This is a genomic window from Streptomyces sp. NPDC060366, from assembly GCF_042725135.1.
Classification (GTDB): domain Bacteria; phylum Actinomycetota; class Actinomycetes; order Streptomycetales; family Streptomycetaceae; genus Streptomyces.
On sequence record NZ_JBHXDC010000021.1, the window covers coordinates 66508 to 88365 of the forward strand.

Annotated in this window: 2 protein-coding genes; both read left to right on the forward strand. The window is 74.6% G+C overall.

The genetic code is table 11. The annotated features are described in order from the left end of the window. The first annotated feature begins 30 nt into the window (after positions 1-30). Positions 31-10917, forward strand: coding sequence for an SDR family NAD(P)-dependent oxidoreductase (locus tag ACFWHU_RS33240; RefSeq protein WP_387229538.1), 10887 nt, complete (start codon positions 31-33; stop codon positions 10915-10917). 128 nt (positions 10918-11045) lie between these two features. Continuing rightward, positions 11046-21704, forward strand: coding sequence for a type I polyketide synthase (locus tag ACFWHU_RS33245; RefSeq protein ID WP_387229587.1), 10659 nt, complete (start codon positions 11046-11048; stop codon positions 21702-21704). Positions 21705-21858 lie beyond the last annotated feature (154 nt).

Genomic DNA, 21858 nt, shown 5'->3' on the forward strand with positions numbered 1-21858 from the left:
GGACATGTGTCGATGAATGGAGATGCGTCGATGAACACGACCGGTTCGGGCTCGGCACTGTCACGGCTGCTGGCCGCCACTCCACCGTCGGAGCGCCGCAGGCTGGTCCTCGAACGGGTGAGCGCGCACGTCACTGCCGCGCTGCGGGCCGCCCGCCCCGAACTCGGCCGGATCGACACCTCCCTGCCGTTCGCGGACCTCGGCCTCGACTCGCTGGCCTCGGTCGACCTGCACCGCAGGCTGACCGCGGAGACCGGTCTGCGGCTGCCCGTGACCGTCGCGTACGACTGCCCCACCACCGAAGTCCTCACCGACCGGCTGATCGCGGAAGTCCTCGGCACCGCCGCCGACGAGCGGGTCGCCGCCGAGCACGTTGGTGACGACGAGCCGGTCGCCGTCGTGGGCATCGGCTGCCGCTTCCCCGGCGGTGTGAACACGCCCGACGACCTGTGGCAGTTGCTCGACCGGGGCGGCGAGGTGCTGTCCACGTTCCCCGACGACCGCGGCTGGGATCTGGGCTCGCTGTTCGAGGACGACCCCGAGAAGCCCGGCAGCAGTTACGCGCGCGCCGGCGGATTCCTGGACACGGCCACCGAGTTCGACGCCGACTTCTTCGGCATCAGCCCGCGCGAGGCGCTCGGCATGGACCCGCAGCAGCGGCTCGTACTGGAGACCGCCTGGCACGCCCTGGAGGACGCGGGCATCGATCCGCGCACCCTGCACGGCAGCGCGACGGGTACGTTCGTCGGCGCCGAGGTCCAGGAGTACGGGCCGCGTCTGCACGACGCCCCGGACGGACTCGACGCCTACCTGCTCACCGGCAACGCCTCCAGCGTCATCTCCGGCCGGGTCGCCTACGTCCTGGGCGCCGAGGGCCCCGCCGTGACCGTGGACACCGCCTGCTCCGCCTCGCTCGTCGCCCTGCACCTCGCCTGCCAGTCGCTCGCGCGCGGCGAGTCCACGCTCGCGCTCGCGGGCGGTGTGGCCGTGATGGGCGGGCCGGGCGTGTTCACCGCGTTCAGCCGGCAGCGCGGGCTCGCGCCCGACGGGCGCTGCAAGGCCTTCGCCGCCGGCGCCGACGGAACCGGCTTCGCCGAGGGCGTGGGCATACTCGTCCTGGAACGGCTCTCCGACGCCCGCCGCAACGGTCACCAGGTCCTCGCCGTCGTCCGGGGCTCCGCCATCAACCAGGACGGCGCGTCCAACGGACTGACCGCCCCCAGCGGCGCCTCCCAGCAGCGGCTCATCCGGCAGGCGCTCGCCAACGCGGGCCTGACCACCGCCGATGTCGACGTGGTCGACGCCCACGGCACCGGGACCAGGCTCGGCGACCCCATCGAGGCCGACGCGATCCTCGCCACCTACGGCCAGGACCGGCCCGAGAACGCGCCGTTGCTGCTCGGCTCCGTGAAGTCCAACCTCGGACACACCCAGGGCGCGGCGGGCGTGGCCGGGGTCATCAAGATGATCCTCGGCATGCGGCACGGCCGGGTGCCCCGGACCCTGCACATCGACGAGCCGACACCGCACGTCGACTGGGCCGGCGGCGCCGTGGAACTCGTCACCGAGGCACGGGCGTGGCCCGCCGCCGGCCGGCCCCGGCGGGCGGGCGTGTCGTCGTTCGGCGTCAGCGGCACCAACGCCCACCTCGTCCTGGAGGCCCCGGAGGCACCCGAGATCTCAGAGGCCCCCGAGGCCTCAGAGGCTCCCGGTGACGCCTTGTCGGACGAGAGCGGAGGGACGGACGGCGGGCCCGGTACCGACGTGCCCGCCGTGCTGCCGTTCGTGCTGTCCGGCCGGGGCGAGGAGGCGCTGCGCGCCCGCGCCGCCGACCTCCTCCCGCTGCTCGACCACGCCGCGTCCGCCGATCTCTCCGACCTCGCCTTCTCTCTCGCCACCACCCGTGCCGCCCTCGACGAGCGGGCCGTCGTCGTCACCGACGACCGGGAGGAGCTGCGCGCGGCGCTGGCCGCGCTCGCCGACGGCAGCGCCCCCGTCACCACGGCAGTTCCCGGAAAACTGGCGTTCCTCTTCACCGGCCAGGGCAGCCAGCGCCTCGCCATGGGCGCCGAACTCGCCTCCATCTACCCGGTGTTCGCCGACGCGCTGGACGACGCCTGCGCCTATCTCGACATGCACCTCGACCGGCCGCTCGGCGACGTACTGTTCGCGGATCCCGCCGACGAGGACGCGGCGCTGCTGCACCGCACCGATTACGCGCAGCCCGCCCTGTTCGCCGTCGAGACCGCCCTCTACCGGCTGCTGGAGAGCTGGGGGCTGACCCCTGACTATCTGGCGGGCCACTCCATCGGCGAGATCACCGCCGCGCACGTCGCGGGCATCCTCTCCCTGGAGGACGCGGCGATCCTCGTCGCCACGCGCGGCCGGCTCATGAGGGAACTGCCCGCCGGGGGAGCCATGGTGGCCGTACGCGCGACGGCCGACGAGGTCGAGCCGCTGCTCACCCCACGTACCGGCATCGCGGCCGTCAACGGGCCCGACGCGGTGGTGGTCTCCGGCGCCGAGGACGAAGTGCTCGCCATCGCCGGGCGGTTGGCGGAGCAGGGCCGGAACACCAAGCGGCTCAGGGTCTCCCACGCCTTCCACTCCCCGCTCATGGAACCGATGCTGGAGGAGTTCCGCCGCGTCGCCAAGGCGCTGAAGTACACCGAGCCCGCGCTCCCGGTCGTGTCGACCGTCACGGGCCGCCTCGCGGGCGAGGAGATGCTCGACCCCGAGTACTGGGTCGACCACGTCCGCGCCCAGGTCCGCTTCCACGACGCCGTCGGCGCCCTGGAGGACTCCGGCGTCACCACGTTCCTCGAACTCGGCCCCGACGCCGTCCTCAGCGTCATGGGCCAGGACTGCGCGCGCCACGAGGACGCCGCCTTCGCACCGCTCCTGCGCCGCGACCGGCCCGAAGTGCCGGAGGCCGTCGGCGCGTTGGCGTTCGCGTACGGCCGGGGCGTCCCCGTGGACTGGCGGCGCTTCTACGCCGACGCGGGGGCCCGGCGGATCGCGCTGCCGACCTACCCCTTCCGCCGCAGGCGCTTCTGGCTCGAACAGGGCGCGGGCACCGTGGACGCCGCCGGGCTCGGCCAACTGCCCGCCGGTCACCCGCTGCTGGGCGCGGTCGTCGCGGTCGGCGCCGTGGGTGTGGTCCTCACCGGACGCCTCTCCACCCGTACGCAACCGTGGCTCGCCGGCCATGTCATCGACGGGCGCCTCCTCTTCCCCGGCACCGCGTTCGTGGAGCTTGCGCTGCACGCCGCCGGTCACGTCGGAGCCGCGTCCGTCGAGGAGTTGACGCTCGGCGCGCCACTCGTCCTGTCCCCGGAGGGGACCGGCGTGGCCGTCCAGGTGGCGGTCGGAGAGCAGGACGCGAGCGGCCGGCTGCCGCTGACGATCCACTCGCGCCCCGAGAACGCCGCGGCCGAGCCGGGCTCCTGGACCCAGCACGCCGCGGGCGTCCTCGCCACGGCCCCGGCACCGCGCCCCGCCGGACTGGAGTCCTGGCCGCCGCCCGGCGCCGAACCCGTCGACGTGAGCGGCCTGTACGGGAAACTGGCCGGCCAGGGATACGCGTACGGTTCCGCCTTCCAGGGCGTCACGGCCGCCTGGCGGCTCGGCGACGAGGTGTACGCGGACGTCACCCTGCCGCCCGGAACCGCCGACCCCGCGGGCTTCGGCCTGCACCCCGCGCTGCTCGACGCCGCCCTCCACGCGTCCGACCCGGACACGTACGGCGCGGATACCCACGGCACGGACACCCACGGCTCTGAGACACCAGCCAAGGGCGGCGACATCCTCGTGCCGTTCGCCTGGACGGGCGTGACGCTCCACGCGTCGGGCGCCGCCGCCGTACGCGTACGCATCACCCGCACCGGCGACGACTCCCTCGCCCTGCTGCTCGCCGACGGCACGGGCGCACCGGTCGCCGAGATCACCGGCCTGGTGTCGCGACCCGTCCCGGGCGCCGACACGATGTACACGCTCCGAAGGCTCCCGGTCCCCGCCCCGGTGGGCGCGGACTCCGACCACCTCGCCGAACTGGACGCTCCGCACGACGAGTTGGGGGAAAGTGCGCCGTCCGCCGTTGTTTTCCGCGTCCCACTTGGCGACGAGGATCCCCTTTCGGGCGCCCGCGCCGCGACCGCCCACACCCTGCGGGTGCTCCAATCCTGGCTCACCGACGACCGGTTCGGCGCCGCGCCCCTCGCCGTCGTCACCTCGGCGTCCCTCGCACACGCGCCGATCGAGGGCCTGGTGCGCTCCGCCCAGGCCGAGAACCCCGGCCGTTTCGTACTCGTACGGCACGAGGGCGAGCTGCCCGACGCCCTGCTCAAGGCCGCCCTGGCCACCGGGGAACCGGAAGTGTTCGTCTCCGAGGGTGAGTTGACCGTCCCTCGGCTCGCCGCGCTGCCGGCGGGCACCGAGGCGCCGCCGGTCTGGGGCCGTGTCCTGATCACCGGTGGCACCGGTGGACTGGGCGGACTGCTGGCCCGCCACCTCGTCACCCGGCACGGCGTACGCGACCTCGTCCTCGTCGGCAGGCGCGGCAGCGCGCCCGAACTGGAAGCGGAACTGGCCGGGTTGGGGGCCGCCGTCACCGTCGCCGGCTGCGACGTCGGCGACCGCGCGGCCCTCGCCGAACTGCTGGACCGGCACCCCGTCGACTCCGTCGTCCACGCGGCGGGCATCGTCCACGACGGCGTGATCGGCACGCTCACCGACGAGTTGGTGGACGAGGTCTTCCGCGCGAAGGCCGACGGGGCGTGGCACCTGCACGAACTCACCCGCGACCGGCCCCTGTCCGCGTTCGTGCTCTTCTCCTCGCTGGCCGCCGTCCTGGACGGCGCGGGCCAGGGCAACTACGCCGCCGCCAACGCCTTCGTCGACGCGCTCGCCGAACACCGCGCCGCCCGGGGCCTGCCCGCCACCGCCCTGTCCTGGGGCCTGTGGGCGACCGACACCGGCATGGGCGCCGCCCTCGACGCCACGGCCCTGGAGCGCATCGCCGGCCACGGCCTGCCCGGACTGAGCGCGGCCCGGTCCCTCGAACTCTTCGACGCTGCCGTACGGACCGGCGAGGCGCGCGTCGTGCCCGTCGAGGTCGACGCGGCGGCCGTCCGCAGCCGCGCGGGCGGCGTACCGCCCCTGCTCAGCGCGATCGTCCGGCCGGCGCCCCGGCATACCACCCCCGTCGCCGCGCCGACCACGCACGGCGGCCCGGCCACCGCGTCACTGCCGCCCCAGGAGCGCGACCGCGCCCTGCTGGAGCTGGTGCGGACCGAGGTCGCCGCCGTACTGCGCCACGACGGCGCCGCCGCCGTCCCGCCCGGCCGCGCCTTCACCGAACTCGGCTTCGACTCCCTCGCCGCCGTCGAACTGCGCAACCGGCTGAACACCGCCACCGGGCTCCGTCTGCCGTCCACCCTGGTCTTCGACCACCCCAACCCCAAGGCGCTCGCCGCCCATCTCCGCGAAGCGCTGTACGGCACCGAGGACGACACGCCCGACGCGCCCGCCGCCACCACGTCCGCGCGGACGGACGAGCCGATCGCGATCGTCGGTATGAGCTGCCGCTTCCCCGGCGGCGTACGGTCCCCGGAGGAGCTGTGGCGCCTGGTCGCCGAGGGGACGGACGCGATCGGTGACTTCCCCGCCGACCGGGGCTGGGACGCCGAGGCGCTGTACGACCCCGAGCCCGGCAAGCCCGGCAGGACGTACGCCCGCGAGGGCGGATTCCTTTACGACGCGGCCGAGTTCGACGCGGACTTCTTCGGCATCAGCCCCCGCGAGGCCGCGGCCATGGACCCGCAGCAGCGGCTCCTGCTCGAAGTGTCCTGGGAGGCGTGCGAGCGCGCGGGCATCGACCCCGACACCCTGCGCTCCACCGACACCGGGGTCTTCGCCGGCGTCATGTACCACGACTACGCGAGCCGGCTCACCGACGTGCCCGACGACGTGGCCGCCTACCTCGGCAACGGCAGCCTGGGCAGCGTCGTATCGGGCCGGGTCGCCTACGCGCTCGGGCTCGAAGGGCCCGCGCTCACCGTCGACACGGCCTGCTCCTCCTCGCTCGTGACCCTGCACCTGGCGGCGCAGGCGCTGCGCGGCGGCGAGTGCTCCCTCGCACTGGTCGGGGGAGTCACCGTGATGTCCACGCCCGACACGTTCGTGGACTTCAGCAGGCAGCGGGGTCTCGCGAGCGACGGACGCTGCAAGTCCTTCGCGACGGCGGCCGACGGCACCGGCTGGGGCGAAGGCGTCGGCATGCTGGTGATGGAGCGCCTCTCCGACGCCCGCCGCAACGGGCACCGCGTACTCGCGCTGGTCAGCGGCTCCGCCGTCAACTCCGACGGCGCGTCGAACGGCCTCACCGCGCCCAACGGCCCCTCCCAGCAGCGCGTCATCCGCGCCGCCCTCGAAGCGGGCGGACTCCGGCCCGGCGACGTCGACGCGGTCGAGGGACACGGCACGGGCACCACCCTCGGCGACCCCATCGAGGCGCAGGCCCTGCTCGCCACGTACGGCCGGGACCGGCCGGCCGAGCGGCCCCTGTGGCTCGGCTCGATCAAGTCGAACATCGGACACACCCAGGCCGCGGCCGGAGTGGCCGGCGTCATCAAGATGATCATGGCGATGCGGCACCGTACCCTCCCGCGCACCCTGCACGTCGACGCCCCGTCGGACCAGGTCGACTGGGACGCGGGAGCGGTCCGGCTGCTCACCGAGGACCAGGCGTGGGACAGGCCCGAGGGGCCGCTGCGCGCGGGCATCTCGTCGTTCGGCATCAGCGGGACGAACGCCCATGTGATCATCGAGCAGCCCGGCGCCGAGCCGGAGCCCGAAGTCCTGGAGCCGGCCCACCCGGACCTCGTACCCATGCCCGTCCCGGTCCCCGTCTCCGCACGCTCCGCCGACGCGCTGCGCGGCCAGGCCACCGCCCTGCTCTCCGTCGACGCCGGCCCCGCCGACCTCGGCCCGGCCCTCGCCACCACACGCGCCACCCACCCGCACCGCGCCGTACTCCTCGCCGCCGACCGCGCCGAGACCGCCGCCGCGCTCGACGCGCTCGCCGGGGGACTCGACCACGACGGACTCGTCACCGGAACCGTCACCGAGGGCGGCACCGCGTTCCTCTTCTCCGGCCAGGGCGCCCAGCGCCCCGCCATGGGGCGCGCCTGGTACGACAACTGGCCCGTGTACGCGGCCCACTTCGACGCGGCGGCCGCCCTCCTCGACCGGGACCTCGAACACCCCCTGGCCGACGTGGTGTTCGGCGCCCGCTCCGATCTGCTGGAGCGGACCGCGTACACCCAGGCCGCCCTCTTCGCGACCCAAGTGGCGCTCTACCGCCTGCTGGAGTCCTGGGGCCTGCGTCCCGACGCGCTCGCCGGTCACTCCGTGGGCGAGTTCGCCGCCGCGCATGTCGCGGGGGTCTGGTCGCTGGAGGCCGCCGCCACGGCCGTCGGCGCCCGCGGCCGCCTCATGCAAGCGCTGCCCGAGGGCGGCGCGATGGTCGCCGTCCGGGCCACCGAGGAGGAGGTACGCCCCCTGCTCGACGGGCGCACGAGCATAGCCGCCGTCAACGGCCCCCGGGCCGTGGTCGTGTCCGGCGACGAGGACGCGGTCCTGGACATCACCGCACGCCTGGAGTCGCCCAAGCGGCTGCGGGTGTCCCACGCCTTCCACTCGCCGCGCATGGACGCCATGCTCGACGACTTCCGCGCTGTCGTCGCGGCCCTGCCGACCGCCGAGCCGAGCATCCCGGTCGTGTCCACCCTGACCGGCCGGACCGCGAGCGCCGAGGAACTCCGCTCCGCCGACTACTGGGTCCGGCACATCCGGGAGACGGTCCGCTTCGCCGACGCCGTCGCCACACTCCACGCACAGGGCGTCGACACCTTCCTCGAACTCGGCCCCGCCGCCGTCCTCACGGCCCTCGGCCCCGACTGCCTCCCCGAGACGGCGGAGACCGCCTTCGTCCCCGTCGCCCGCAAGGACCGCGACCCGCTGCGCGAACTGCTCGCCGCCGTGTCGTCCGTCCACACCCGCGGCATAGACGTCGACTGGCCCGCCCTGTACGGGGACCACCGGCCCCGGCCCGTCGAACTGCCCACCTACGCCTTCGCGCACCGCCGCTTCTGGCTCGACGCCCCGGCGGCCAGGGGCGACGCGGACGGCTTCGGACTGACCCCCGTCGACCACCCGCTGATCGGCGCCGTGGTCCGGCGGGCCGGCTCCGACGACGTCCTGCTGACCGGCCGGATCTCCACCGCCACCCACCCCGTGCTCGCCGAGCACGCCGTACTCGGCACGACCCTGCTCCCCGGCACCGCCCTGGTCGACCTCGCCATCCGCGCGGGCGACCTCGTCGGCCTGCCGGTGCTCGAGGAGCTCACCCTCCAGGCGCCGTTGGTACTGCCCGGAGCGGGCGCCGTGAAGCTCCAGGTGGCGGCGGGCTCCGACGGGACCGTGGAGATCTTCTCCCGCGCCGAGAGCGCGGGCGAGGACGCCGAGTGGACCCGGCACGCCACCGGCACCCTGACCCGGCAGACCACCCCCGCCGAACCGCTCGGCTCCTGGCCGCCGCCCGGCGCGACCGCCGTCGATGTCGGCACGCTGTACGAACGCATGGGCGCCGACGGCTACGACTACGGCCCCGTCTTCCGCGGCGTCGGCGCGGCATGGCGCAGGGGCGAGGAGGTCTACGCCGAACTCGCGCTCCCCGCCGACGCCCGCCCCGACGCCGCGCGCTTCGGGATCCACCCCGCGCTGCTCGACGCCGCGCTGCACGTCTCGTCGTTCCTCGACGCGGACGACGAGGGGCCCGGCGGCGAAGGGAACGGCGCCGAAGAGGGAGGCGTGCAGCTGCCGTTCGCGTGGAGCGGTGTCACACTGCACGCGGCCGGAGCGTCGGCGGCGCGCGTCAGGCTCGTACGGACCGGGAAGAAGGAGCTGCGGCTCGACCTCGCCGACGCCGACGGCGTCCCCCTGGTGTCCGTCGCGTCCTACCTCACCCGCCCGGTCACCGCGGGCGCGCTCACCGGCGACACCGACTCCCTCTACACCGTCGTCCCGGTACCGCTGCCCCCGTACACGGGAACGCGAACCGCGCTCAGCTACGCGGTACTCGGCGACGACGACCTGGGCCTCGGAGCCACCGTCGCCGCCACACCCGACGGACTCGACGAGCCCGCCGACGTCGTCGTCCTGCCCGTACCCGAGACGCACGGCGTGCCGAGCGACGTCCCGGCCGCGCTGCGTGCCGCGCTGGACACGGTGCTCCCCGTGCTCAAAGCGTGGCCGCGCGACGCCCGGCACGCCGACTCCACCCTGCTCGTCGCGACCGGACCGGGACTCGTGGGCGCCACCGTGCGCGGTCTCGTACGCGCGGCCCAGGCCGAGGACCCCGGCCGGACGGTGCTGGTCCGGATCGAGGAGGGCGGCCTCACCCGGTCCAAGATCGCCGCTCTGCTCGACACGGGCGAACCCGAACTGATCCTGCGCGGCGCCGAGTTGAGCGCGCCACGGCTGACCAGGGCCCGGCCGGAACCGGCGGCCGGGGAGACGAGGGACTGGGGCACCGTGCTGATCACCGGCGGTACCGGCGGCCTCGGCGCGCTCGTCGCCCGGCATCTGGTCGCCCGGCACGGCGTCACCCGCCTCGTCCTGGCGAGCCGGCGCGGCAACGACGCCACCGGCAGCGCGCCGCTCGTCGCGGAACTGGCCGAACTGGGCGCCCGCACCCGGGTGGTGAGCTGCGACGTGGGCGACCGTGCCGCGCTCGCCCGGCTGCTCTCGCGCCACCGCGTCGACAGCGTCGTGCACACCGCCGGAGTCCTCGACGACGGCACCGTCGCCACACTCACCCCCGAGCGCGTCGACACGGTGCTCCGGCCCAAGGCCGACGCCGCCTGGCACCTGCACGAGCTGACGAAGGTTCAGGACCTGGCGCACTTCGTCCTGTTCTCCTCGGCGGCCGGCACCCTGGACGCCAGCGGCCAGGGCAACTACGCCGCCGCGAACGCCTTCCTCGACGCGCTCGCCGAGCATCGCAGGGACGAGGGACTGCCCGCGCTCTCCCTCGCCTGGGGCCTGTGGGCCGAAGGCGGCGGCATGGGCGCGGGACTCACCGACGCGGACCTGCGACGCATCGAGCGATCCGGCACCGGCGCCCTGACGGCGGACGAGGGACTGGCGCTCTTCGACGCGGCCGTGACATCGGGGCTGACCACACTCGTTCCCGTACACCTGGACACCGCCGTGCTGCGCCGGCGCGGCGACGACCTGCCCGCCGCCCTGCGCGGCCTCGTGCCCACCGCCGCGCGCCGCGAGGTACGGCGGACCACGGCGCTCACCCTCGCCGAACGGCTCGCCACCATTCCCGTGCCCGACCACCCGTTCACCGTGCTCGAAGCCGTCAGGACGGAGGTCGCCGCCGTTCTCGGCCACGACGGGCCCGGGTCGGTCGAGCCCCGCAAGGCGTTCACCGATCTGGGATTCGACTCGCTGGCCGCGGTGGAACTGCGCAACCGGCTCAACACCGTCAGCGGCCTGCGGCTGCCCTCCACGATGATCTTCGACCACGCCACGCCGGCGGCACTGGCGGAGTTCCTGCTGGCCACGATCGCCCCCGAGCACGAACCGGACCCCACCGACGGCGAGTTGGGGCACCACGACGAGGGCACCGTCCGCGACCTGCTGGCCCGGATCCCGGTGGACCGGCTGCGGCACGCCGGGCTGCTCGACACGCTCATGGCGCTGGGGCGCGACGCGGGCTCGCCGGACGCCGCGCTGTCTGCACCGCCGACCCCGGTGGCGCAGACGGCCGACCGGAGCGACGAGATCAAGGACATGGCCGTCGCCGATCTCGTACGCGCCGCACTCGACCGCGGCGCCTCCGGCTGACCGCCACCCGACCGCCGAACGACCCCACGTCGTACACGAATCCACGCCACACGACCCGCGGCCGCGCGACACCGGCACGGTCGAGCAACCAGGGAGCGACCCGAACCGTGGACACATCCGTCGAACAGATCGTCGAGGCGCTGCGCGAGTCGCTGCTGGAGAGCGAGCGGCTGCGCCAGGAGAACGAGAAGCTGACCGACGCCGCGCGGGAGCCCGTCGCCATCGTGGCGATGAGCTGCCGCTACCCCGGCGGCGTGACCTCGCCCGAGGAGCTGTGGCGGCTGGTCGACGAGGGGTCCGACGCGATCGGTGACTTCCCCGCGGACCGTGGCTGGGACGCCGACGCGCTCTACGACCCCGACCCGGACGCGCCGGGCAAGACCCATGTGCGCGAGGGCGGATTCCTCCACCAGGCCCCCCTGTTCGACGCGGAGTTCTTCGGTATCTCCCCGCGCGAGGCCATCGCCACGGACCCGCAGCAGCGGCTGCTGCTGGAGACGTCGTGGGAGGCGTTCGAGCGCGCGGGTATCGACCCCGAGACCGTACGGGGCAGCCGCACCGGCATCTTCGCCGGTGTGATGTACCACGACTACGGAAGCTGGCTCACGGAAGTACCCGAGGGCGTCGAGGGCTACCTCGGCAACGGCAGCCTCGGCAGCGTGGCGTCCGGCCGCGTCTCGTACACGCTCGGTCTCGAAGGCCCCGCCGTCACCATCGACACGGCCTGCTCGTCCTCGCTGGTCGCCCTGCACCTCGCGGTCCAGTCGCTGCGCCAGGGGGAGTGCACGCTCGCGCTGGCCGGCGGCGTCACCGTCATGTCGACGCCCGACACCTTCGTCGACTTCAGCAAGCAGCGCGGGCTCGCGCTGGACGGCCGGTGCAAGTCGTTCGCCGCCTCCGCCGATGGCACCGGCTGGGGCGAGGGCGTCGGCATGCTGCTGCTGGAGCGGCTCTCCGACGCCCGCCGCAACGGACACCGCGTGCTCGGCGTCATACGCGGGAGCGCCACCAACCAGGACGGCGCGTCCAACGGCCTCACCGCGCCCAACGGCCCCTCGCAGCAGCGCGTGATCCGACAGGCCCTGGCCGGCGCGGGACTGACGGCCCGTCAGGTACACGCGGTCGAGGCGCACGGCACCGGCACCCCGCTCGGCGACCCCATCGAGGCACAGGCCCTGCTCGCGACGTACGGCCAGGACCGCGGCGAGGGCGAGCCGCTCTGGCTCGGCTCCGTCAAGTCGAACATCGGGCACACCCAGGCCGCCGCGGGTGTGGCCGGTGTGATCAAGATGGTCATGGCGATACGGCACGGCAGACTGCCGATGACGCTGCACGCCGACGACCGCACCCCCCAGGTCGACTGGGAGGCCGGCGCCGTCCGGCTGCTCACCGAGAACCGGCCCTGGCCCAAGACCGACGAGCCCCGGCGCGCCGCCGTCTCCTCCTTCGGCATCAGCGGCACCAACGCCCACGTCATCGTCGAAGCGGCGCCGGAGGATACCGAGGCGGAGCGGGAGAGCCAGCGGACCGCCCCGGCAGGTACCACGCACGGCCCCCTGCCCCTGGTCCTCTCCGGCCGCGGCGAGCGCGGAGTCGCCGGCCAGGCCGCGCGCCTGCTGGAGCACCTTGACCACACCGACACCCCACTGCCCGCCCTCGCGCACGCCCTCGCCACCTCACGCGCCGCCCTCGACCGACGCGCGGTCGTCGTCGGAGCCGACCGGCCCGCCGTCGCCGCCGCTCTCGCCGCCCTCGCCGCAGGCGAGAGCGCCCCCGGCATTGTGCGCGGCGAGCGCCGCAGCGAGTCCCGCACCGCCTTCGTCTTTCCCGGACAGGGCTCCCAGTGGACCGGCATGGCCCGCGAACTGCTCTACTCCTCACCGGAGTTCGCCGCCTCGATGACCGAGTGCGCCCGAGCGCTGGCACCGCTCACGGACTGGGACCTGCTCGACGTACTGAGGCGCGGCGAACCCCTCGACCGCGTCGACGTCGTGCAGCCCGCTCTCTGGGCCGTCCTCGTCTCGCTCGCGAAGCTGTGGCGCGCGCACGGCGTGGAGCCCGCCGCCGTGATCGGCCACTCCCAGGGCGAGATCGCCGCCGCCTGCGTGGCCGGTGCGCTCTCCCTCGATGACGGCGCGAAGGTGGTGGCCCTGCGCAGCCGCGCCATCGCCGACGAACTCGCCGGACACGGCGCCATGATGTCGGTGGGCCTGCCCGTCGAGGAGGTACGGCCGAAGCTCGCCGCCTACGACGGCCGCCTGTCGGTGGCCGCAGTCAACGGCGCCTCCTCCGTCGTGCTCTCAGGCGACGCCGATGCCGTGGACGAGCTGCGCGACGCCCTCGTCGCCGACGGCGCCCGCGCCAAGCGTCTCCCCGTGGACTACGCCTCCCACTCCGCCCAGGTCGAGACGATCCGCCACCGGCTCCTCGCCGAACTCGCCGACATCCGCCCCCGGGCCGCCGACGTGCCGTTCTACTCCACCGTCACCGGCGGGCTCCTCGACACCACCGTCATGGACGCCGAGTACTGGTACACCAACCTGCGCGGCAGCGTCCTGTTCGGCGACACGACCAAGGTCCTTCTCGGCGCCGGATACGGCGTGTTCGTCGAATGCAGCCCGCACCCGGTGCTGCTGCACAGCATCGAGGAGACCGCCGACGCCGCGGGCACCGAGATCACGGGTGTCGGCTCCCTGCGCCGCGACGAGGGCGGCCCCGCACGATTCCTCACCTCCCTCGCCGAGGCGTTCGTCCAGGGCGTACCGGTCGACTGGTCACCCGCCCTCGCGCCGTCCGGCGCCGGACACCCCGCGCACCCCGTCGAACTCCCCACGTACGCCTTCCAGCGCGAGCGTTACTGGCTCGGCGCCTCCACCGCCACCGGCGACCTGGGCGCGGCGGGCCTCGCCGCGACCGGCCACCCCCTGCTGGGCGCCGCCGTCACCGTGGCCGACGGAGGCATGCTCCTCACCGGCCGGCTGTCGGTCGCCGCCATGCCCTGGCTGGCCGACCACGGAGTCGGCGGGACCGTACTGCTGCCGGGCACCGCGCTGGTGGAACTGGCCGTCGGCGCCGGCTACGAGGCCGGCTGCGGCCACCTCGAAGAACTCACCCTGGAAACCCCGCTGCCCGTCCCGGCCCGTGGCGCCGTCCAGCTCCAGGTACGGCTCACCGAACCCGACCAGGCCGCCCGCCGCGAGCTGAGCGTCCACGCGCGCCCCGACGACCACGACGCCGACTGGACGCGGATCGCCACCGGCCTGATGGCACCCGAGGCGGCGGAGCCCGGCTTCGACCTGGCCGCCTGGCCCCCGGCCGGCGCCGAACCCGTGCCTCTGGACGGTCTGTACGACGGCCTCGCCGCGCAGGGCTACGACTACGGCCCGGCCTTCCAGGGACTGCGCGCCCTCTGGAGGCGCGGCGACGAGACGTTCGCCGAGGTCGAACTCCCCGCCGATGTCGAACCGGACACCTTCGCCCTGCACCCCGCGCTCTTCGACGCGGCCCTGCACGCCGTGGGCGCCGGCGTGCCCACGGAGGGGCCGGCCAGGCTGCCGTTCGTCTGGAACGACGTGGCGCTCCACGCGACCGGCGCACGCGAACTGCGCGTCCGTATCGAGGGCGGTGACGCGCCCACCCTGTACCTCGCCGACACCACCGGCGCGGCCGTCGCGACCGTGGGCGCCCTGCACTCCCGCCCGGTCGACACCGGCGCCCTGGACACGGCCGCCCGTTCCGACGCGCTGTTCGCGCTGGAGTGGGTCCCGGCCCCGGCGGTCCAGGAGCAGCCCCCCGCCTTGTACGCGGTCCTCGGTGCACCCGGCGACGGCGACGGCCCGGCCGACGGTGCCGGAGACCCGGTGGCCGCCCTTGAGTCACTGCTCGAACAGAGCGACGAACAGCGGTTCCCCGACGTCGTCGTGCTGCCCGTCACCCCCGGCGCGGCCGACGCCGTCACCGGCCTGCGCAGTGCCGCCCGACCCGTACTCGCCGCCCTGCGCACCTGGCTGGCCGACGGACGCACCGGCTCGGCCCGACTGCTCGTCCTCACCGACCACGCCGTACCGGCCGGTGGGGAAGACGTACGCGACCCGGCCGCCGCCGCCGTATGGGGACTCGTCCGCGCCGCGCAGGAGGAGAACCCGGACCAGTTCCTCCTCGTCGACGCCGACTCCACCACCCCGTCGGCGGAGATCGTCGCGGCGGCCGTGAACTCCGGCGAACCCCAACTGGCCCTGCGCGACGGGGCGGTGCTCGTCCCGCGCCTCGCCAGGCCCGCCCGCCCCACGGAGGCCACGCCCGACAGCGCGACCGCCGACCCCGCCTTCACCGCGAACGGCACCGTCCTGATCACCGGCGGCACCGGCGTACTCGGCCGCCTCGTCGCCCGCCACCTCGCCGAGATCTACGGCGTACGCCGTCTGCTGCTCGTCAGCCGGGGCGGCGGCACCGCCGACGACCTCGCCGATCTCGAAGACCTCGCCGGACTCGGCGCCGAGGTGAGCGTCGCGCGCTGCGACGTCGCCGACCGGGACCAACTGACCGCCCTGCTCGCCTCCGTACCGGCGGACCGGCCGCTGACCGGTGTCGTCCATCTCGCGGGCGCGCTGGACGACGGACTCGTCACCGCGCTCACCGACGAACGGCTCGACGCGGTGCTCGCGCCCAAGGCGGACGCCGCCTGGCACCTGCACGAACTCACCCGCGATCTCGGCCTGTCCGCGTTCGTGCTGTTCTCCTCCGCGGCCGGCACGCTCGACGGCGCCGGCCAGTCCGGCTACGCCGCCGCCAACGCCTTCCTCGACGCGCTCGCCCACCACCGCCGTGGGATCGGCCTGCCCGCCGTATCACTCGTGTGGGGCTACTGGGAGCAGCGCACCGGCCTCACCGGGCACCTCACCGACGCCGACGTCGAGCGTATGCGCCGCTCCGGCGTACGCCCCCTGCCCACGGCGGAGGGGCTCGCCCTGCTCGACCGGGCGCTGGCGGGCGACGATCCCGTCGCCCTGCCGATCGGCCTCGACCTCGCCGTGCTGCGCCGCGCGAGCCGGGTACCCGCCGTACTGAGCGCCCTGGTGCCCCCGCGGATCCGCAGGCGGACCGCCGCGCACGGCGGCGGCGCCACCCTGAGCGACCGCCTCGCCGCCCTGGCGCGCACCGACCAGGACGCGCTGCTCCTCGAACTCGTCCGCACCCACGCGGCCGACGTGCTCGGACACGGCCGCGACATGGTGCTCGACCCGCGCCGCTCCTTCCGCGAGTCCGGCTTCGACTCGCTGACGGCGGTCGAACTGCGCAACAGGCTCGGCGCGGCGGCCGGGCTCCGGCTGCCCGCGACGCTCGTCTTCGACTACCCGGACGCGACGGCCCTGGTCGGCTTCCTCCGGGAACGGCTGGTCGGCGCCGACGACCTGCCGGCCCTCGCGGGCACGCCGGTCTCCCGAGCCGCCGGACCGGAAGAGGCCGTCGCGCTCGTGGCGATGAGCTGCCGATTCCCCGGCGGCGTCCGTACGCCCGAGGAGCTGTGGGCCCTGCTCGCCGAGGGCGGCGACGCCATCTCGGCCTTCCCCGCCGACCGCGGCTGGGACCTCGACACCCTCTACGACCCGGAGCCGGGCAAGCAGGACCGGAGCAGCACCCGCCACGGCGGATTCCTGCACGACGCCGCCGACTTCGAGCCCGACTTCTTCGGCATCGGCCCCCGCGAGGCGCTGGCCATGGACCCGCAGCAGCGGCTGCTGCTGGAAACGTCCTGGGAGGCGCTGGAGCGCGCGGGCATCGATCCGCACTCGGTGCGCGGCAGCCGTACGGGCGTCTTCACCGGCGTCATGTACCACGACTACGGCAGCAGGCTCTCGCGCGTGCCCGACGCCGTGAAGGACTACCTCGGCAACGGCAGTCTGGGCAGCGTCGCCTCGGGCCGGGTCGCCTACACACTCGGTCTGGAGGGACCGACCCTGTCGGTCGACACGGCGTGCTCCTCGTCGCTGGTCGCGCTGCACCTCGCGGTCCAGGCACTCCAGCGCGGCGAGTGCGATCTCGCCCTGGCCGGCGGTGTGTCGGTCATGTCCACCCCGGACGCCTTCGTCGACTTCAGCAGGCAGCGGAACCTCGCCGCCGACGGCCGCACCAAGTCCTTCGCGGCGGGCGCCGACGGCACCTCCCTCTCCGAGGGCGCGGGCATGCTGCTGCTCGAACGGCTGTCGGACGCACGCCGGTTGGGCCATGAGGTGCTCGCAGTCGTACGCGGTTCGGCGGTGAACCAGGACGGTGCGTCGAACGGTCTGACGGCGCCGAACGGCCCCTCGCAGCAGCGGGTGATCCGCGCGGCCCTGTCACGGGCCCGGCTCTCCGCCACCGAGGTCGACGTGGTGGAGGGTCACGGCACTGGCACGGTGCTGGGAGACCCCATCGAGGCGCAGGCGTTGCTCGCGACATACGGTCAAGGGCGCCCGGACGGCGAGCCGTTGCTGCTCGGTTCGGTGAAGTCCAACCTCGGACACACCCAGGCCGCCGCCGGTGTCGCGGGCGTCATGAAGATGGTGCTCGCCATGCGCCACGGCGTCGTACCGGGATCGCTGCACGTCGACGAGGCGTCGGGCGAGGTCGACTGGGCCGCCGGCGCAGTGGAGTTGGTGCGGGAGGCGCGGAAGTGGCCCGAGGCCGACCGGCCGCGCCGCGCGGGGGTGTCGTCCTTCGGGATCAGCGGCACCAACGCCCATGTCGTCCTCGAAGCACCGACCGAGCCGGACGTACACGAGCCCGCCACCGGTCAACCGACCCAACCTGCCGATGAGCAGCGCCCGTTGCTCCCCGTACTCCTCTCCGGAAGCACCCCCGAAGGACTCGCCGCCCAGGCCCGGAGCCTGCTCGCCGTCGCGGACACCCCCCTGCCCGACCTCGCCCACGCGCTGGCCACCGGCAGGGCGGCCCTCGCCCACCGGGGCGCCGTCGTCGCGCGTGACCGGGACGAACTCGTCGCGGGCCTCACCACCCTCGCCGAGGGCGGCGTCTCACCCCTGGCGGTACGGGGCAGGCCCGCCCCCGGCACCCTCGCCTTCCTCTTCACCGGCCAGGGCGCCCAACGCGTCGGCATGGGAAGGGAGTTGTACGACACCTTCCCCGCCTACCGCGACGCGCTCGACACCGTGTGCGCGGAGTTCGACCGCCACCTCGACCTGCCGCTGCGCGACGTGGTCTTCGCCGAGCCCGGCACCGACGAGGCCGCCGCGCTCGACCGCACCCTCTGCACCCAGAGCGCCCTGTTCGCCGTCGAGACCGCGCTGTTCCGGCTGGTCGACTCCTTCGGCGTACGCCCAGGCCTGCTCGCCGGCCACTCGATCGGAGAGCTGACCGCCGCCCACGTAGCGGGCGTGCTGACGCTGCCCGACGCCGCCCGGCTCGTCACGGCCAGGGGCCGGCTCATGCAGGAACTGCCCGAGGGCGGCGCCATGCTCGCCATCGACGCCACCGAGGACGAGGTGGCGCCCCACCTCGGCCCGCTGGTCGGCATCGCCGCCGTGAACGGCCCGAGCGCCGTCGTCGTCTCCGGCGACGAGGACGCGGTCGAGAAACTCGCCGCACACTTCACCGGACGCCGGACCAAACGGCTGCGCGTCAGCCACGCGTTCCACTCCCCGCTCATGGACCCGATGCTCGCCGCGTACGAAGAGGTGGCCCGCGGCATCGAGTTCGCGCCGCCCACCGTGCCCGTCGTCTCGGCCCTGACCGGCGCCCTCGCCACGGACGAGGAGCTGACCTCCCCCGAATACTGGGTGCGGCACGCCCGCGAGGCCGTCCGCTTCCACGACGCGGTACGCACCCTGGAGGCCGAAGGCGCCCGGACGTTCCTCGAACTCGGGCCCGACGCCGTCCTGACCGTCATGGGCACCCAGAGCCTGGCCGACCCCGAGCGCTCCACCCTCGTCGCCGCGCTGCGCCGCGACCGGGACGACTCAGTCGCCCTCGCGACCGCGCTGGCCACCCTCCAGGTGCGCGGCGTCCCGCTCGACCGCGAGCGGGTGTTCACACCTACGGGCACACACCGTGTGACCCTGCCGACCTACCCGTTCCAGCGACAGCGGTTCTGGCTCGACGACGGGCCCCTCGCGCCGTCGGACGCCCGGAGCCTGGGCCAGGACGCCGCGTCCCACCCGCTGCTCGGCGCGACGGTCGCCCTCGCGGAGAGCGACACCGTGCTTCTGACCGGCCGGCTCGCCACGGACACCCACCCCTGGCTCGCCGACCACACCGTGGCCGGTGTGACACTGCTGCCGGGCAGCGCGTTCGTGGAACTCGCCGTCCAGGCCGCCGACCGGGCGGGCTGCGCCGGGATCGACGAACTCACCCTGGAACGGCCGCTCGTACTCGCCGCCGACGGCGCCGTACACATCCAGGTGGTCGCCGGGGCGCCCGACGGCACAGGACGCAGGACCGTCACCGTCCACGCACGCCCCGACGACCCCGACGCCGCCGACGCACCGTGGAACAGGCACGCCACCGGCTTCCTGCTGCCCGAGGCCCCGCCCGTACCCGACCCACTCCTGGCATGGCCGCCCACCGGCGCCGAGCCCGTCGACGTCACCGGCACCTACGCACACCTCGCGGAACAGGGTTACGACTACGGCCCGGCCTTCCGCTGCCTGCGCGCCGCCTGGCGGCACGGCGACGAGGTGTACGCGGAACTCGCCCTGCCCGACCACATCCCCGCCGACGCCTTCGGCCTCCACCCGGCGCTCCTCGACTCCGCCCTGCACGCCATCGACCTGCTCGCCGGGCAGGACCCGACCGTCATGACACTGCCGTTCTCCTGGGAGGGCGTGACCCTCCACCTCGCGGGCGCGACCGCGCTCAGGCTCCGACTCACCCCACACGGCACGGAGCGGATGGCACTGCGGCTGTACGACGGCGCCGGCGCGCCCGTCGCCGAAGTGGCCGCGCTGCGCATCCGCCAGATCACCGCCGAACAGCTCGACGCCGCCTCGCCCGCACGGACCGGCGGCCTGTACGAGCTGAACTGGACCCCCGCACCCACCCCGGCGGCCCCCGCTCCCGACGCCCCCGCACCCACCCTGCTGCGGCTCCCCGCGACAACCGGCACCCCGGCCGACATACCCGCCGCAGCGCGGGAGGCCGTCACCGGCGCCCTCACCGCCCTCCAGGAACGACTGTCCGACAGCGACGGGCCGAGCGGTCCGCTGGTGGTCGTCACCCACGGCGCCGTCGGCGTCGAGGGACCCGCGGACCTCGCCCTCGCGGGCATCTGGGGCCTGATCCGCTCGGCGGCCGTCGAACACCCCGGGCGCCTCGTCCTGGTCGACACCGACGGCGACGCCGCCTCCGAGGCGGTGCTGCACGCGGCGGTGGCCACCGGGGAACCGGAGATCGCCCTGCGCGCCGGCCGCGTGCATCTGCCGAAGCTGGCCGAACCCGCCCCGCCCGCCGCGCCGTTCGGCGGTTTCGCGCCCGACGGCACAGTGCTCGTCACCGGCGGCACCGGCACACTCGGACGGCTGCTCGCGGCCCATCTCGTCACCGAGTACGGCGTACGCCACCTGCTGCTGTGCGGGCGGGGCGGCGACACCTCCGGCGTCCGGGAACTGCGCGACCTCGGGGCCGAGGTGACGGTCGCCGCCTGCGACGCCGCCGACCGCGACGCACTGGCCGCCCTGCTGGCGGACATCCCGGCGCAGCACCCGCTGACCGCCGTCGTACACGCCGCCGGTGTCCTCGACGACGGCCTGGTCACCGAATTGACCCCGGAACGGCTCGCCACCGTGCTGCGCCCCAAGGTCGACGCGGCCTGGCATCTGCACGAGCTGACGCGCGACCTGGACCTGACGGCGTTCGTCCTCTACTCGTCGGCCGCCGGCACGCTGGGCGCCGCCGGACAGGCCAACTACGCCGCCGCCAACGCCTTCCTCGACGCGCTCGCCGCACACCGGCGGGACACCGGCCTCGGCGCCCTCTCCCTGGGATGGGGCCTGTGGGACACCGGCACGGGCATGGCGGGCGGCCTCGGCGACGCCGAACTGCGCAGGCTGGCCAGGGACGGCATCGAACCGCTCACCCCCGGCCACGCGCTCGCCCTCTTCGACCGGGCGCTCGCGACCGACGCGCCCGCCCTGCTGCCCGTACGGCTGCGTGCCACCAAGGACGCGCCGCCGCTGGTCCGCGGGCTTCTGCCGGCACCGACGCGCCCCACGGCGCGCTCCGCCGACGTCACCGCGGCGCCCGCCGCCGACACCCGGGCGCTGCCGGACCGGCTCGCGTCCCTGGGCGCCGCCGACGCGATGAAGCTGTTGCTGGACACCGTGCGCGGACACGTCGGTGACGTACTCGGCCACACCGGGGCGGACGCGGTGGACACCGACCGAGGCTTCGGTGAGCTGGGTGTCGACTCGCTCTCCGCGCTCGAACTGCGCAACCGACTGGGCGCGGACACCGGCCTGCGTCTGTCGACCACCCTCACGTTCGACTACCCGACACCGACCGTCCTCGCCGCCCACCTCTTCGAGGAGCTGGGCATCACGCCGGACGACATCCCCGAAGCCCCGGACGCGGAGGCGGAGGTCATCCGGCTCGAAGCCCTCGTCGACCCGGAGTCGGTCGACGCGGAACAGCGGTCCAGGGTGGCGCTCAGGCTGCGGGCGCTGTCGGCCAGGTGGGCGGGGTCCGACGAACCGCAGGACACGGAGAGGTCCGAGGCCGGCCGGCCCGAACTGTCCTCCGCGTCCGCCGAGGAACTGCTCGGCATCCTGGACGACGAGCTGGGAAGCTTCAACTGAGCTGTATATGAACAGGATCGACGGTGCTGACGCTGCATCAGAGACCCGCCGAACGGACCTCCGTGTCCGGGCCCCGCGCCCGGACACGGAGGTCCGGGGTAGGCGGACCGCCACGCGGACCGGGGGAGTGGTCCACGCCCCGGCCCCGCGCGCG